15 protein-coding genes are annotated in these 16499 nt (G+C 56.5%); 4 read left to right on the plus strand and 11 right to left on the minus strand.

Going from position 1 to position 16499, the window contains the following annotated elements; translation table 11 throughout:
* Positions 1-6 precede the first annotated feature (6 nt).
* On the minus strand, positions 7-291 hold the full coding sequence (gene rplY, locus LU196_RS04895; RefSeq protein WP_232759535.1) for a 50S ribosomal protein L25: 285 nt from the start codon (positions 289-291) through the stop codon (positions 7-9).
* Between the two features lie 129 nt (positions 292-420).
* Positions 421-2175, minus strand: a complete 1755-nt coding sequence (locus LU196_RS04900) for a DEAD/DEAH box helicase (protein ID WP_232759536.1) — start codon at positions 2173-2175, stop codon at positions 421-423.
* A 201-nt stretch (positions 2176-2376) separates the two neighbouring features.
* On the opposite strand from LU196_RS04900, the gene rsuA reads away from it, so the two are divergent.
* From rsuA to LU196_RS04915, 3 genes are all read left to right on the plus strand, one after another.
* Positions 2377-3099 carry a 16S rRNA pseudouridine(516) synthase RsuA gene (gene rsuA / locus LU196_RS04905; RefSeq protein WP_232759537.1) on the plus strand — a complete coding sequence of 241 codons (723 nt, stop codon included), beginning with the start codon at positions 2377-2379 and terminating at the stop codon, positions 3097-3099.
* 12 nt (positions 3100-3111) lie between these two features.
* Positions 3112-4305 carry a Bcr/CflA family multidrug efflux MFS transporter gene (locus LU196_RS04910; protein WP_232759538.1) on the plus strand — a complete coding sequence of 398 codons (1194 nt, stop codon included), beginning with the start codon at positions 3112-3114 and terminating at the stop codon, positions 4303-4305.
* A 354-nt stretch (positions 4306-4659) separates the two neighbouring features.
* Positions 4660-4986: a hypothetical protein gene (locus LU196_RS04915; protein ID WP_232759539.1), complete on the plus strand. Its 327-nt coding sequence runs from the start codon at positions 4660-4662 to the stop codon at positions 4984-4986.
* Positions 4987-4988: 2 nt separating this feature from the next.
* Here LU196_RS04915 and yejF read toward each other — a convergent pair whose 3' ends face one another.
* The 9 genes from yejF to yeiP form a co-directional block, all read right to left on the minus strand.
* A complete protein-coding gene (gene yejF, locus LU196_RS04920; protein ID WP_232759540.1) occupies positions 4989-6566 on the minus strand; it encodes a microcin C ABC transporter ATP-binding protein YejF in 1578 nt (525 codons plus the stop codon).
* Positions 6567-7589 carry an ABC transporter permease gene (locus LU196_RS04925; protein WP_232759541.1) on the minus strand — a complete coding sequence of 341 codons (1023 nt, stop codon included), beginning with the start codon at positions 7587-7589 and terminating at the stop codon, positions 6567-6569.
* The gene (locus LU196_RS04930) at positions 7586-8680 is read right to left on the minus strand and encodes a microcin C ABC transporter permease YejB (protein ID WP_232759542.1); all 1095 of its coding nucleotides are present in this window, start codon (positions 8678-8680) and stop codon (positions 7586-7588) included. Before LU196_RS04930 ends, LU196_RS04925 begins: the two co-directional genes overlap by 4 nt.
* A 9-nt stretch (positions 8681-8689) precedes the next feature.
* The gene (locus LU196_RS04935) at positions 8690-10495 is read right to left on the minus strand and encodes an extracellular solute-binding protein (protein ID WP_232759543.1); all 1806 of its coding nucleotides are present in this window, start codon (positions 10493-10495) and stop codon (positions 8690-8692) included.
* A 43-nt stretch (positions 10496-10538) separates the two neighbouring features.
* Positions 10539-12104: a cyclic di-GMP phosphodiesterase gene (locus LU196_RS04940; RefSeq protein ID WP_232759544.1), complete on the minus strand. Its 1566-nt coding sequence runs from the start codon at positions 12102-12104 to the stop codon at positions 10539-10541.
* A gap of 272 nt (positions 12105-12376) precedes the next feature.
* Positions 12377-12952 carry a bifunctional murein DD-endopeptidase/murein LD-carboxypeptidase gene (gene mepS / locus LU196_RS04945; RefSeq protein WP_232759545.1) on the minus strand — a complete coding sequence of 192 codons (576 nt, stop codon included), beginning with the start codon at positions 12950-12952 and terminating at the stop codon, positions 12377-12379.
* 516 nt (positions 12953-13468) lie between these two features.
* Positions 13469-14176, minus strand: a complete 708-nt coding sequence (locus tag LU196_RS04950) for a phosphatase PAP2 family protein (protein ID WP_232759546.1) — start codon at positions 14174-14176, stop codon at positions 13469-13471.
* Positions 14177-14220: 44 nt separating this feature from the next.
* A complete protein-coding gene (locus LU196_RS04955; protein WP_232759547.1) occupies positions 14221-15195 on the minus strand; it encodes a GTP-binding protein in 975 nt (324 codons plus the stop codon).
* A 94-nt stretch (positions 15196-15289) separates the two neighbouring features.
* Entirely contained in the window at positions 15290-15862 is a 573-nt protein-coding gene (gene yeiP, locus LU196_RS04960) for an elongation factor P-like protein YeiP (protein WP_232759548.1), read from the minus strand.
* A gap of 150 nt (positions 15863-16012) precedes the next feature.
* Between yeiP and LU196_RS04965 the strand changes: the two genes are divergently transcribed.
* Positions 16013-16285 (plus strand): YkgJ family cysteine cluster protein, encoded by a 273-nt coding sequence (locus LU196_RS04965; protein ID WP_232759549.1) that lies wholly within the window; start codon positions 16013-16015, stop codon positions 16283-16285.
* Positions 16286-16499: the final 214 nt, after the last annotated feature.

A 16499-nucleotide genomic window follows, 5' to 3' on the forward strand; every position in this document is an offset into this window, starting at 1 on the left:
CAGCGATTAGGCGCGAACGAAGTCGATGTGGTGCAGTTTTGGCTTGAACGGGTGGCGCTGAACAGCCTGAACTTTTACTTTGATCTCTTTGCCATCAGCAACCAGCGTCAACACGTCGCTGTAGAACTCAGGCTTAACCTGCATGTTCATGACCAGGTCATGATCCAGTTCAACAGCAACCGGTGCTTCAGTTCCGCCATAAACGATAGCCGGGAACTTGTTTGCTGCGCGCAGGCGGCGGCTCGCACCCTTACCCTGCTCTTTACGTACATCTGCGTTGATAGTGAACATCGTGATATCTCTTCGTTATTCCTGTTACAGGCGACCCAGCAACAGAACGGTTATTCAAACGCTTTTACGGATGCAAAAGCGGGCGGCATTATAGCCGTATCGGAGCAGGGGGGCAAATGATTCCGCCGCTCAGCGCAGTTCGTTGGCGCGCCGAAAGCGGCCCTGATAGTCGAACACTTTTTCTCGCACCTGCCAAAAGTGACCTTTCGCGCGCGCGACCACAAAATCGGGATGGCGCAGCAGCGGTTGCAACGCGATGACGTCAGCGGCGGTTTGCCAGCCCAGCGGCACGCCGGGCGCGCGCTGGTGCGGACGCATAAAAACGTGCTCAAACGCTTTACGCTGCGCGGGCGTCTGTAAGCGGAAGCGTTCGCTGACGCTGGTGCCCTCTTCATCGTAATAGGTGGCTTTAAGCCATTCGCCCTGGCTATCGCGCCCCTGCTCCAGCGTCATGCCGCCGCAGCGCAGCACGCGCGCATCTTTGAGCTTCAGGGCGGCTTTAAGCATATCGTCAGGATCAACCAGTACGCGTGCGCACTGATGACAGCGGCGCGCAGCAATATCGTTTTCTGCGTTGCAGTCCGGGCAGTTTTTGAAGCGAAAGCGATAATCACACTGTTCGCGCTCGCCCTCGTCATCTTCCAGCACGCCTTGACAGCGGCGGCCAAAATGCTCGATCACGTGGCCATCCTCGGTGGCTTTGCCCCAGAACGTGTTGGCGAAGCCACACGCCGGACAAAACACCTGCACTGGCTGGTTGTCGCTGGCGCCTTTGGGGGCACCCACTTCAGGCGTGAAAAGATCGTGCGGATTACCCGCGTAATCCAGAATCACACAGCGGGTTTTCCCCGGCGCGAGACGCAGGCCACGCCCAACGATTTGCTGATACAAACTGACCGATTCAGTGGGGCGCAGGATAGCAATCAAATCCACGTGCGGCGCATCAAAGCCGGTGGTCAACACGGCAACATTCACCAGAAATTTAAGCTGTTGGGCTTTAAACGCGGAGATAATGCCGTCGCGCGCTTTGCCCGGCGTGTTAGCCGAGATCAGGGCGCTGTTTTCCGGCAGCAGTGACAAGATCTCCTGCGCGTGCTCCACCGTGGCGGCAAAGATCATCGCACCGCGGCTCTCCTCCGCAAACTCAACGATCTGGCGAATAATTTGCGGCGTAATACGCTGCTGTCGGGTGAGTTCGCGGTTAAGGTCGGCTTCGCTGAATAAGCCGCTGTTTTGCGGCACCAAACGGCTGAAATCATACTGCACCACCGGCATATCCAGTCGCTCCGGCGGGACGAGAAAGCCATGTTTAATCATATAGCGCAGGGGCAGTTCAAAAATGCAATCGCGAAACAGCGCCTGCGCATCGCCGCGCACCATGCCGTGATAATGAAAGTGATAAATCCACCCTTTGCCGAGGCGAAACGGCGTGGCGGTCAGGCCGAGCAGCCGCAGTGACGGATTGTGTTGGCGAAGGTGTGCGAACAGTTGCTGATATTGGCTCTCTTCGCTGTCGCCGATGCGGTGGCACTCGTCCACGATGACCAGCGAAAAGGCGCTGTCAAACTGGTCGAGATTGCGCGCTACAGACTGCACGCTGCCAAACACCACCTTACTTCGCGCCTCTTTGCGCTGCAGGCCCGCAGCAAAAATGTCGGCCTCCAGCCCGTAGGCCTGATATTTACTGTGATTCTGCTCAACCAGCTCTTTTACGTGCGCCAGCACCAGCACGCGACCGCGCGCCAGACGTGCCAGTTCGGCGATCACCAGGCTTTTACCGGCGCCGGTAGGCAGCACAATCACCGCGGGCGTTGCATGGCGACGAAAGTGCGCGAGGGTGGCGTCAACGGCCTCTTGTTGATAAGGACGGAGCGTAAATGACATCGACATTAACTTTTTACTGAATGGACACCCAGTATGCCATGAAAGGCACGGAAACGCAGGCGCACTACTGTTAGCAGGCGAAGGAAAAGGCTATACTGCCGAGACATTTTTAGCGGATCTCCCGGCAAGTTTGCGCCTTGGGCGCAGCGGGACATAACACCGTGACATTTCCCTCCGCAGTAACAGGCAAAAAACACATTCATGCGACTCGATAAATTCATCTCTCAGCAGCTGGAAGTTAGCCGCGCAATTGCTGGCCGTGAAATACGCGCCAGAAAAATCACGCTCAATGGCGAAGTGGTGCGTGACACCGCGTACAAAGTGCAGCCGCAGGACGTCATCGAGTATGACGGCCATCCGCTGGTGGTTCAGCACGGCCCGCGCTATTTTATGCTGAACAAGCCGCAAGGCTACGTCTGTTCCACCGACGATCCCGATCATCCCACCGTGCTTTACTTTATCGACGAGCCTGCGGCGTTCAAGCTGCACGCCGCAGGCCGCCTGGATATTGATACCACCGGTTTGGTGCTGCTCACCGACGATGGGCAATGGTCGCACCGCATTACTTCGCCGCGCCACCATCTGGCGAAAAGCTATTTAGTTGAACTGGAAGCGCCGCTTGATCCCGCCCTGGTGGAGACGTTTGCCGCCGGGATTCAGCTGCACAATGAGAAAACCCTGACCAAACCCGCCGAGCTTGAAATCCTGGATGAGAAAGCCGCGCGCCTGACGCTCAGTGAAGGGCGCTACCATCAGGTCAAGCGTATGTTCGCCGCCGTGGGCAATCATGTGGTGGCGCTGCACCGCGAGCGCATTGGCGACATTGTGCTGGATGAGGCGCTGGGTGAAGGTGAGTACCGTGAGTTAACTCAGGAAGAGGTCGACAGCATCGGGCTGCCTGACGAGCTTAAACAGTCTAAATAAAGAGGAGAGGCCGTGCGTAAGGAAAAAAATTCACCGGCGGGCTTGGTGGTGATACTCGGGTTGCTGGCGATGCTGATGCCGCTCTCCATTGATATGTATTTGCCTGCCATGCCGCAAATTGCCCGTGAATTTGGCGTCGCGCCTGGCAGCGTGCAAATGACGCTCAACCTCTACATTCTGGGGTTCGCCATTGGACAGCTGGTTTACGGGCCGCTGGCCGACAGCTATGGCCGCAAGCCGGTGATTGTGTTGGGAACGCTGATTTTCGCCTGCGCGGCGGCGGCCTGTGCGCTCTCACACTCTATCGATCAGCTGATTTTAATGCGCTTCCTGCACGGTTTATCCGCTGCGGCCGCAAGCGTGGTGATTAACGCCCTGATGCGCGACAGCTACTCCAAAGAGGACTTCTCGCGCATGATGTCGTTTGTGATGTTAATCACCACCATTGCGCCGCTGTTAGCACCGATCATCGGTGGCTGGCTGTTATTACTGTGGAACTGGCACGCCATTTTCTGGGCGCTGTCGCTGGCGGCGCTGATCACCACCGTGCTGGTGGTGACGCAAATTCGCGAGACGCTTAAACCGGAACAGCGGCAGCGTTTTCATTTGCGTACCACCTTGGGCAATTTTGTTACGCTGGTGCGGCACAAGCGGGCGTTTAGCTACATGCTGGCGAGTGGCTTCTCCTTTGCGGGCCTGTTTACTTTTCTTAATGCCGGTCCGTTTGTGTATATCGAAGTCAATCACGTCTCGCCGCAGAACTTTGGTTATTACTTCGGTTTGAATGTGGTGTTCCTGTTTGTTATGACGCTTGTCAACAGTCGCGCGGTGCGCCGTTTTGGTCCGCTGGCGATGTTCCGGCTGGGGCTGCTGATTCAATTCTCCATGGGACTGTGGCTCTTGGTGGTCAGCGCCTTCAATTTGGGATTTCTGCCGCTGGTGTTTGGCGTCGCGATGTTCATCGGCTGCGTGGCGGTGGTCTCTTCCAATGCCATGGCGGTGATCCTCGACGCCTTTCCGCACATGGCGGGCACCGCGTCTTCGCTGGCGGGTACGCTGCGCTTTGGCGTCGGCGCGCTGGTTGGGGCGCTGCTTTCACTGGTCAATCTGAACAGCGCATGGCCCATGGTGGCTTCCATTGCGCTGTGCGCGACGCTCTCTCTTATCCTGTTTAGCTACGCTTCTCGTCCTTCTCGCGCGGGCTAAGCGCGCGAGGCCCTTCGCGCCGCCTTTCGTGGGGGCGCGGCGCCCACCTGCGCCTGGGTTGTCGATCCCTCACGCCTCGCCTCGTGGCAAACGCGTCGCGTGCAGCGGCTAAATGTTTCCTGATTGTGAAAAATAATAAGAAAAAAAGTAAAGAGATTGCGTCTAAAATGAATGTCTATGGCTGGCGAACCGCGCAAAGATGCGCTTAAATGCGAGAATGCCCGCAAAAAGTAAATCTTCAGCGCGCTACGTTATCAAAACGCGAAGACTCGCCTTGACATTAACTTTAGAGCAATCGACTTAGTGCAATAGCGATCGCCGTGAACCACGTACACGTTTCTGGGGACAGGACCTATGTTGCAACTCTCCGTTATGCATCGTCTACCGCAGCTTTATCGGTGGTCGCTGGATCATGTAGGTAAAATAGAACAGCAGGATGCGCTCAGCGGCACCGCGGATGAGGGGCTGGTGGCGCTGCGCTTGCTCAGTCATGAAGGCCTATCGGCGCTGGAAATTCTGCACCAGCTGCAAGAGACGCTGGCGCAGATTCAAGTGGAAGGCAAAATTGCCGAATATGAAGGACAGCCGTGTTTACTGATTCGACGCAGCGATGAAAGCGCCACCAGCTGCTGTTTGAAAAATCAGGGCGTGGCCATGGCGGAAACCTTCGAAGGACACTGACATCACCGCTCGCCCATCGCCGCAGCCAGCAGCTGACGCGTATAGTCGCTGGCAGGGGCGTTAAACACCGCCTCGCAGCTGCCTTGCTCTATCACACTTCCCTCGCGTAGCACCACCAACTGATGACATAGCGCGCGCACCACCTGTAAATCATGGCTAATGAGCACATATGCCAGCTGATGTTGCTGCTGTAAACGGCGCAGCAGGATGAGAATTTGCTTCTGCACCGATCGATCGAGTGAAGAGGTGGGCTCGTCCAGCACGATGAGACGCGGCTGTAAAATCAGGGCGCGTGCAATGGCGATGCGCTGACGTTGGCCACCGGAAAACGCGGCCGGATAGCGCGAACGGCTGGCTGGATCCAAACCGACCTCTTCCATGACCGCGATCACGCGCGCCTCCTGTTCGGCAGGGTTCAGTTCGGGCCGATGAACCGCCAGTCCTTCGGCAACGATCTGCTGCGCCGTCATGCGCGGATTCAGTGACGCGTTAGGATCCTGAAACACCACCTGGATACGCTGGCGTAGCGGCAGCAGTGCCTGCCGTGAGAGCTGGTGCAGCGGCTCACCCTCAAACCAGATTTCACCGCGTGCGGTAATCAAGCGCAGCAACGCCAGCGCGGTGGTGCTTTTACCGGATCCCGATTCTCCCACCAGCCCCAGGCTTTCGCCAGGCTTCAGGGTGAAACTGAGGTCTGTTAATGCCGTTTTCTCACGCACGGTACGTTTAAACACACCGCGTCGAACCGCGAAACGGACCTGTAACTGCTTTACGTCGAGCAGCGGCGGCGCATCCGCGAGCGGAACGGGCAGGCCGTCGGGCTCCGCGTCCAGCAGTTCCCGCGTATAGGCATGCTGTGGCTGCAGGAACAGTGCACGGCTGCCCTGACTCTCGATTTCCCGGCCGTGGCGCATCACCGTGACGCGATGCGCCAGCTGCCGCACAAGAGTCAGGTTGTGGGTAATAAACAGCATGCCCATGTTTAGCTCGCGCTGCAGCTCACGCAGCAGCTGTAGAATTTGTGCCTGCACGGTAACGTCCAGCGCGGTGGTAGGCTCATCGGCAATCAGCAATTTGGGCTGGGTTAACAACGCCATGGCTATCATGACGCGCTGCCGCTCTCCGCCCGACAGCTGATGCGGGAAATCCTGCAGGCGCGACGCGGCGTGCCGGATGCCAACGCGATCGAGGCAGCTGAGTATCTCGCCGCGCGCGGCTTCGCGCCGCATGCCGCGGTGTAATGAGAGAACCTCATACAGCTGTTTTTCAAGGGTGTGCAGCGGATTCAGCGACACCATGGGTTCCTGAAAAATCATCGCCATCTGGTTGCCGCGCAGGCCGCGCATCTCGCGCTCGCTGGCCTGCAAAATGTCGCGTCCGGCAAAAACGATATCGCCGTGGGGAAAGCTTACCGGCGGCGGCAGCAACCGCATGATCGCCAGCGCCGTGAGGCTTTTCCCCGAACCGGATTCTCCCACCAGCGCCAGCGTTTCACCCGCCTCAACGTGCAGCGAAACATCGTGTACCACGGGCTGGCCATCAAACGCTATCGCCAGGTGCTTGACGGATAACAGACTCATTTACTGACCTCGACTTGGATCAAAGGCGTCGCGCACGGCTTCGCCAATAAAAATCAGCAGCGACAGCAGCAGCGCGAGCGTGAAGAAACCGGCGAGTCCGAGCCACGGTGCCTGTAAATTGTTTTTACCCTGCAACAGCAGTTCCCCCAGCGAAGGTGAGCCCACCGGCAAGCCGAAGCCGAGGAAATCCAGCGAGGTGAGGGTGGTGATGGATCCACACAGGATAAAGGGCAGATAGGTCAGCGTGGCGACCATGGCATTGGGCAAAATATGGCGCAGCATAATCCGCGCATCGCTGACGCCCAGCGCGCGTGCGGCGCGGATATAGTCAAAATTGCGCGCGCGCAGAAACTCGGCGCGCACCACGCTGACCAAACTCATCCAGCCAAAGAGCACCGTCACCAGCAGCAGCCAACCGAAACCGGGCTGAATCACGCTGGAAAGTAAAATCAGCAAGAACAGCGAGGGCATACCGGACCAGACTTCAATCAGACGCTGACCGATCAAATCCACCCGCCCGCCAAAATAGCCCTGAATCGCGCCGACCACCACGCCAATCACGCTGGAAAACAGCGTCAGCAACAGGCCAAAAAGCAGTGAAACCCGGGTGCCATAGAGCAGCCGCGCCAGCACGTCGCCGCCGTTAGCATCGGTTCCCAACCAGTTTTGTGCAGACGGCGGCGAGGGGAACGGCACCTGCGTGGCGAAGTTGATGGTGCTGTCACTGAAGCGGATCGGCGCCCAGATCGCCCAGCCCTGCTGCGCGATGCGCTGCTGCAGCCACGGGTCCTGATAATCTGCTGCCGTGGCAAACTCGCCGCCGTAATCGCGTTCGCTGTAAGTATGCAGCAGCGGCACATACCAGCGCGCCTGATAGCGCACCAATAGCGGTTTGCTGTTCGCCAGCAGCTCTGCGCCCAAGGAGAGGACAAAAATCACCAGGAAAATCCACAGTGACCAGTAACCACGCCGGTTGTGGCGGAAGCGCTGCCAGCGCTGCTGGTTAATCAGTGAGAGCGTCATTGGCGTCCCTCGAAATCGATGCGCGGATCCACCAGCGTATACGTGAGATCGCTGAGAATATTCATCATCAAACCTATCAACGTGAAGATATAGAGCGTGCCGAACATCACCGGATAGTCGCGCTGAAGGGTGGCGTCGTAGCCCAGCAGGCCTAAGCCGTTGAGCGAAAACATCACTTCAATCAGTACCGAGCTGGTAAAGAACATGCTGATGAAGGTGGCCGGAAAACCGGCGATGACCAGCAGCATGGCATTACGAAACACGTGGCCGTAAAGGATACCTTTTTCATCAAGGCCTTTGGCACGCGCCGTGACCACGTACTGTTTGCGTACTTCATCCAGGAACGCGTTTTTGGTCAGCATCGTCAGCGTGGCGAAGCCGCCAATCACCGTGGCCAGCACCGGCAGCGCAATGTGCCAGAGGTAATCGCCGATTTTGCCATACCAGGACAGGCTATCGAATTGCGGGGAGGTCAGGCCGCGCAGCGGAAACCAGTCTAAATAGCTGCCGCCCGCAAACAGGACAATCAGCATAATCGCGAACAAGAATGCCGGCACCGAGTAGCCGATGATAATGAATGTGCTGCTCCAGATATCGAAGCGACTGCCGTTGTGCACGGCTTTTTTGATGCCGAGCGGGATCGAGACCAGATAGATAATCAGCGTGCTCCACAGGCCGAGGCTGATGGAGACCGGCAAACTCTCTTTGATCAATTGCAATACCGAGGCGCTGCGGAACAGGCTGTCACCAAAATCAAAGCGCAGGTAGTTCCACAGCATGTCGCCGTAGCGCTGCAAAAGGGGTTTATCAAAGCCGTAGCGGTGGGTGATCTCCGCGACCACTTCGGGGTCAAGGCCGCGTGCGCCGCGGTATTGGCTGTCACCCGGATTGGCCGCAGCCAGCACGCTGCGTTCGCTGGCGGCGGGGGGCCCTCCGTTGGCAAAGCCGCTGCTGTGGCCAAACTGGGCGTTGGCCAGCGCCTGATCCACCGGCCCACCGGGCGCAATCTGCACGATAAAAAAGTTGAGCGTAATGATGGCCCACAGCGTGGGGATCACCAGCAACAGTCTACGAAAAAAATAGGACGCCACGCGACCTCCTTAACGTTGATCGGCGGGTAGCCTGGCGGCTTTCGCGCCGTCATACCACCAGTTTTCCAGCCCGGTAGCGTAGGCCGGTTTTACGGCAGGCGAGGCGTATTTGTCCCACCAGGCGAGTCGCTGCTCGGCGTCATACCACATCGGGATCATATAAGCATTCCACAGCAAGACGCGATCCAGTGCCTGCCCGAGCGGCAGCAGGGCGGTACGATCGCCTTGGCGATCGGCAATCTGTTGCACCAGATTATCCACCCGCGGATCTTTCACGCGCGGCGTATTCCATGACGAGTTGATATACGGCGATTGCCAGATGGTCTGCAGGCTGGTGGAAGGCCACGGCATCGCCTGATACAGCGTCTGGATCATATCGTAGTCGCCGTTGCGCAGACGCCGCAGAAACTGCGAGTTATCGACTTGTCTCAGCGACATGCTGATCCCCAAACGCTGCAGGCTGTGCTGGAACGGCAGCGCCCAGTCATTTTGTGCCCCGCTGCGTAGCAGCAATTCAAAGCGGAACACCTGTCCGGTTTTATCGTTAACCAATTGCTGATTTTTAACGTGCCAGCCGGCGTCGTTCAGCAGGCGCAAAGCCTTCAGCAGGTTCGCGCGATTAAATCCGGTGCCGTCAGAGCGCGGCGGTAGGTAAGGCTCGGTGAACAGCGCCGGCGGCAGTGTTGCTTTGAACGGCGCGAGCACGCGCTGCTGTGCCGCATCGGGAACGCCTTGTGCGGCGTAGTCGGTGTTCTGGAAGTAGCTGCTGGCGCGCTGGTAGGCCCCGTAAAACAGCGCCTTGTTCATCCATTCAAAATCAAAGGCCAGCGTGAGCGCCTGACGCACCCGGCGGTCGGCAAACAGCGTTTTTTCATTGTTAAACGCCAGCCAGCGGGTATCGGTGGACACGCGATTGGGCGTGGTGGATTGCACAATGAAATGCTGGGTGAAGTTGCGGCCGTGATACTGGGTGGCCCACTTTTTCGCCGACACCTCTTCACGCAGATCCACCGCGCCCGCTTTGAAGGCCTCAAACGCCACGTTGTCATCCAGATAATAGTCATAGCGCAGCGTATCAAAGTTATTACGGCCGCGATTAACCGGCAGGTCGGCGGCCCAGTAATCCTTGACGCGCCCGTACTGAATATACTGCCCCTGCTTGTAAGCAGTAACGCGGTAAGGGCCGCTGGAGAGCGGCGGATAACCAAGTGGCTCATTGAATTTTTTGTTCTGCCAAAAGGTGTGCGGTAGCACGGGCAGCGTCAGCCAGCTCAGAATCAAGTCTTTGTCCGGTTTGGGCATGGTGATGCGCACGATGCGCTGATCCAGCGCCTTAACCTCAACGCCGCGAAACGCGACGCGAAACTGCGGCACCCCCTCTTTCATGAACTTCTCAAAGGTGAATGCCACGTCCTGCGCCGTAATGGGAAGGTGATTGTGGAAGCGCGCAAGTGGATTCAGCGTGACCTCCATCCAACGAAAATCCGCAGGATAGCGCGCCGACAGCGCAATCAGCGGGTAGAAGCTGGCGGGTTCGTCATCGGATGCGGTAAAGAGCCCGTCATACAGGGTTTCTGTGCCCACACCGGGATTCCCGCGTGACGCATAGCGATTGAAGTTATCCCAGGTGCCGACAACCGCTATCGACAGCTTGCCGCCTTTTGGCGTGCCGGGATTCACGTAGTCATAGTGGGTGAAGTTGGTGCCATACTTAGGCTCGCCCAGCTTGGCGAAAGCGTGGCTCTCGCTAACGGTGGCGGCCTGCAGGGGAAGCGCACAGCTTATAACGAGTGCAGTGACAATGCGCAGCAGCATGAGCGGGATTCTCCATGAAACAATAGCCTTGCACGCAAGCCTTTTAGGCCAACAGCGACGGATTTTGATAATAGTTGATGAGCCTTTCCGGGCATAACGGGCGGCTGAACAAATAGCCTTGCAGGTGGGTTACACCGTGATTAACCAGCCACGTCATCTGATCGGTGCTCTCGACGCCTTCCGCCACGGTTTTCAGATTGAGCCGTTTTGCCAGCAGCAGTACCGCGTCCAGCACCGGCGAATTGACGGTTTCTCTGCCAATGCTCTGTACGAAGCCGCGATCGATCTTCAGGTAGTCGAACGGGTATTTTTCCAGATAGAGCAGGGCGCTGTGGCCGGTGCCAAAATCATCAATCGCCAGCTTGATGTTGTTTTGGTGCAGCCAGGCAAAATGCTCACCGGCGTTATGCTCTCCCACCATAGTGCGCTCTGTAATTTCAAACACGTAGCTGAAATGGTCGGGCGGCATGGCGTCAACCCAGGCTCGAACGTGCTGGCGGAAATCCGCTGCGGCAAGATGCAGGGCCGAGAGGTTGAGGCTCATACGCGTGCCGCGTGGCAGCGTATGACAAAGCGTGTGAGCGTCGCGCGCCACCAAAGCAAAAAGATGCTGCGTCAGGGGGACAATAAGGTTTTGCGCTTCAGCACTGCTGATAAACGCGTCAGGCGGAATCAGGCCTTCGGTGGGATGACGCCAGCGCAGCAGCGCCTCTACGCCATACGGCTGACCGTTATGCGCGAGCACTAACGGCTGGTACTCAACGTGAAACTGTCCGCGCTTTATGCCCTGCAAAATTTCTTTACCGGGTCGTTGACACAGCGTTAACAGCAGCCAACTTGTGCCCGCCATCAACAGCGAAAACAGCAGGCCGCTGACTAAAATCATGTGCAGATCGCCCGCGGAGACCGTGCTGCCGTACAGCAAAAACTGCATGTCGTTGTGGTTAACCGCCAGCGTATTAAGCGCGGGTGGCAAATCGCTAACGTTAATCACCTGATTGCTGCCGCTCAACAGCGCTTTGTTACCGACCACCAAGGCTAAACGGGTGATTTCAGGGTGATAAGAGGCCAGAAGCTGATAACGCGTCAGGGTGATATTCAGGGTGGCAAAGATGCCGCTCTGTTCCGCGCCGGAGCGTTTCATCCACAGCGCCAGCGCCGGTTTCATCGGCTGCATGGGGGTGCCTTCCAGCAGACGGATATCGTACTCACGCTGCAGATTGGAGCTCGGTGATATGCGGTTGACCGCCAGCAAAAACGCGCCGGTGGCTGACGAGCAATACGCGTTGCCGCGATCCACCAGCAGAATGGCGCGCAAATTACTGATAAACGCGGCGTGCGCCGTTAATGCCTGGCTGACGCTGGCGCAGGGGCGCTGCGAGTAGGGCTGTAAGGGGGAGAGGGTCTCCTCCAGCGTGCTGATGACTTGCTCAAGATCGTCACGGCTCTGAATAAGCAGCTGTTCGTGCTGTTGAATGCGTTTATGCCAGGTCAAGGTCAATAAAACGGTGACAAACAGCAGGAAAAACCCCAGTCCGCTTAGCGCGCTCAGCCAAGCGACCCGGCGCACGTAGGTGGCATGACGTTTAAACGTCCCCGACAGTGGCATGGAGTGCATTCCTCTTTATGACGCCATTTTCTTTTTAATAGCAGCGCAGGCAGCGACGGAAGGCGCTGTGCGCGCGTCGTCTGGCCGGTCATTTCAGCGCTGACTGTTGCGGTCAGCAAGCAAATGAGGATATACCGAGCGCGCAAAAAAAGTCTTGTTATATTTTTGATTTTAATTACTTTTCTACCGCGATTGCGCGTATTTTGGGCAAAAAAAAACGCTGCATGGCAGCGTTTTCATTTTCTCTGGCTGAGAAGGATATCGGGCGCAAATTAGCTTGAGTGTTTGGCTAATACGCGACGCGCTTCACGGTAGCGAGATTTCCAATAGCTCTCATTGAGGCTGGAAATCATCACGCCGCTGCTGGTGGACGCGTGAACAAAGTTGTCGTTACCAAGATAAATGCCCACGTGACGACCGGTTGAACCGGCGCGGAACAGGACTAAATCACCTGGACGCAGTTTGTTGCGTGAAATCTCTTTGCCGGTATCTTGCTGCTCTGACGTAGAGCGCGGCAGTTCTAAACCAAACTGATCGCGAAAGGTGCGCTGAACAAAAGCAGAACAATCGATGCCGCGCTTGGTGTCACCGCCTAAACGGTAACGTACGCCTTTCCAATCGGTGTACTGTTCCATGATGCGGGACTTAACGTCCACGTTCTGCACCATCTGTTCAAATTCGTCTTGAGACGCCTGAAGTAAAAAACCATTCTGGTTGTTAACTTCATGATTCTCGTTATTCGCGCTCTGACCGTTATGTGTGCTACTACATGCCGATAAAAGTGTTGCTAAAGCGACTGCGGGTAAAATATGTCTGAGGTATCTCAGTATTGGTTGAGACTTGACCATTATCGGTGATTTCCTTCGATGTCCTTACGACAAAATGTCGCCAGCCAGATGACAAAACGGGTCGAGATTAATAAGAGCGACTCTCTAAGACAATTCCTTAATTACTAAAATGTGTTAATGCACACATTTTTCGCTGCTTAAGGCACCGCATTTTATGCTACTTGCTTGAGATCGGAATCGAGGTTAACCGATTACAGGCCGCGTGGCGAGTGCTTTTAAATAAATTTCGATAGCTTTTATTGATGTGAAATCAATTTGTGACACTCTGGCTACTTTATCATCGATTGGTCGTGTTTACGGGCCAATTAGCGGCAGGAACAGGCGCTATTTCACCGGCTAAGGTGCATTTTGAGAGGGTTCTGGGTGGACAGGCTTCAGATAAAGGCTAGCAGAGCGGGGGGTTGCCATAATCTTTTCTTTTATCAGTAAAAAAATTAGGTTGCTAATGATTATTGATAAAATTTTGATAAGCGCGGGGACAACCCCTAAGCGAGCCAGTTCACCCGCGCTTAACAATTACCGTTGTGGCTTATATTTGCCAGGCAGTGTGCGATATAACCAATTGACGAGCACGTCACTGGCGGGGGTTAACAACCACCAGCTTAGGCCAACAAGAATCACTGAAAGTGAGCCTACAGCAATGTCGGTGAACCAGTGCGCACCCGCCATAACGCGCGGCAGCGAGAACAGCACCACAATTAATGCGCCACCGACAAAGGCCCGTACGCCAAAATAGCGGGCCATAAAGCAGGCGAAGATGATCAGCATCATGCCGTGGTCGCCGGGGAAGCTGTCCTTGGAGGCGTCCTTCGCGGGGATGCCAGTGAGTTCGCTGACGCGATGCACGTTATCGAAGAACAGCGTGGGGCTGGAATGTTTCACCGGCAGCAGGTGACCGAGCTGATTCAGCACCACCGCGGTAAGCAGCATTGTGATGCCAATAGCAAACAGGCGCCGCCGTCCTTGCGGCGTTTCCCTGCGCCAGTAATGCAAATAGAGTAGCCCCATCGCCAGCAGCGATACGGCGTCAAAGCCGCGAAAATTGGCGATCGCCACCAGCAGGGCAAAAGCGTGGTGATCCACCATTTGATCGTTAAAGCCGAAAAAAATGGCCTTATCAATGTTGAACCAGAAGCCGTGGTCGGGAGGCAAGTACCAAGAAAGAAACAGCATCACGCCCAGCGCATTCAGCAGCAGGATCGTGATTAAACGTGTTGCGCGCATAAGAAATAACTCAAAAAGAAAAATAACGGGGCAACCTAACGCAGCTAATTTAAACGAATCTTCAACAGCGCGGTTTGCAAACTATTCCAGTCAGCCGGCTGATGATGAATCAGTTCGATGCGGCTGTCCGGCGGTGAAGTAGGACGGGTTTCGATGAACAGGTCATCCCCCTGACGATTAATGGTGACCACCCCGTCTGGCGTGCGCAGAACCCCTTTTACGCGATCAACCGGTGCGTGCCGGGCCCACTCCAGCGCAGCGATGGTATCAAACACCGTCTCGCCATCGAAAATCCACCCGCACGAAGCATAGCCTTGACCTTCATTAAGCGCACGGCGCCAACGGGCAGAATTATCCAGCTTGAGCGCGGCCAGCCCGTTTCGCGGCGCGGCATGCGCGTGGTGAATGGCATCCGGTATCGCACGATCCGCTAAGGCCGACTGCTGCAACAGCGTCGGATCGATCTCGCCCCATGCCGTTTCCACGAGCGTACGGTCACCCAGCGAATGGCGCTGCCAGTCGGTTAAGCGCGCGCGATCGTCGTCGGACCAGCGGTCGCGCTTGTTGGCAATAATAATGTCGGCAGCGGTAAGCTGATCGCGGAAAGTGTGGTTCTCAGCGATGCGCGCGTCGGCGAGCTGGCGCGGATCCAGCAGCGTGAGCGTCGCCTCCACGGTAATCCAGGGTTGATAGACCGCAGAGCGCAGCAGGGTGAGCAGCTGTTTGGGATGACCGAGTCCGGTGGGTTCGATGATCACGCGGTCGGGCTGATTCTGTTTAAGCAGCATATTCAGCCCGACCTGCAGCGGAAAGCCGTTGACGCAGCACAGGCAACCACCGGGGATCTCTTTCAGCGTGGCACCGCGATCGGCCAGCAGCGCGCCGTCGATGCCAATTTCACCGAACTCATTCACCAAAATCGCCCACTTTTCGTCGGCCGGTTTGTGCGCCAGGAGATGCAGCAGCGTGGTGGTTTTGCCGCTGCCGAGAAAGCCAGTCAGGATATTAACGCGCGTCATAAATAACTCCCTGTGTTAGCGCGCAGAGCAACAGGCCCGGCGCGGACGAGGCTGTTATATTATAACAGCCCGCCGCAGCCGGAAAAGCGGGTAATCAATCGGCGCGGCCCATATAGCGACGCTCAGCAATATGAATGCGGATGCGGTCGCCATTGCTCAGGTATTCCGGCACCTGAATAGAGAGACCGGTGCTCATGGCGGCTGGCTTGGTGCGTGCGCTGGCTGAAGCGCCTTTAATGCCGGGCGAGGTGTCAACAATGTCCATATCCACGGTTTGCGGCAGCTCCAGCGCCAGCACTTGGCCGTCCATGGTCAACACCTGAATGCCGGGAATGCCGCCCTCAGGAATAAACAGCAGCTCTTCTTCAATCTGATCCCGTTTGAAGGAGTAGGGGGTGTAATCTTCATCATCCATAAATACGTATTCGTCTCCGTCGATATAGGAGAATGTCACGGCGCGACGGCTGAGCTGGATAGCATCAATGATGTCGTCGCCTTTAAAGCGTTCTTCTACTTTGAGCCCGGTGCGCACATCGGTAAAACGCATTTTATACAGCGTGGCGGCACCGCGCGCGCTGGGGCTTTGCACATCAATATCTTTCACCAGCAGCAGTTTGCCGTTCCAGGTGACAGCCATTCCTTTTTTAATCTCATTTGCCTTGGGCATGATGCGTTCTCGTTAGCGGAATAAAGATGCGCGCCACGTTACGCCCGCGCTGAAAAACAGGCAAGTCGGCCGCGCTAAAATTGTTGCCCCCGCATAGTAATTGCGTCAGGAGACTGCTATTGTCGCGCCAGATTTTTACAGGAGCAGCTGATGTTTTGTCGTGACCAGTGCGGCGCCTGTTGCACCGCCCCCTCTATCTCCTCGCCGATTCCGGGTATGCCTCACGGCAAGCCAGCCAATACGCGCTGCGTGCAGCTTGATGAGCAGCAACGCTGTAAAATCTTTGGCTCGCCGCTGCGGCCTGCCGTGTGCGCCGGTCTGCAACCCAGCCGCGAAATGTGCGGCCGCGATCGTGACGCGGCGATGACCTACCTGTTGACGCTGGAAGCAGAGACCGCCCCCGAAAAGCTGACGGGCTGCTGACCGCGCTCGCCTGCCTGTCGCTGCGCTTACAGCACCTTGTTCAGCTTGCAAAGCAAGAAAATTCTTAAATCCCGAATGAAGTGTGCGTAACGTCAAAAATCTGCTAATCCCTTCGCACATTTCCTTGCCTGTTAGCGGGCGCTGTACCATATTCCCTGAAACGTTTCAGCGTTGTTACGTGGGCTTACGCCGACGCGCGCAACGCGTTATGTCG

This window comes from Pantoea sp. Mb-10 (genome assembly GCF_021272205.1).
Lineage (GTDB): Bacteria > Pseudomonadota > Gammaproteobacteria > Enterobacterales > Enterobacteriaceae > Pantoea.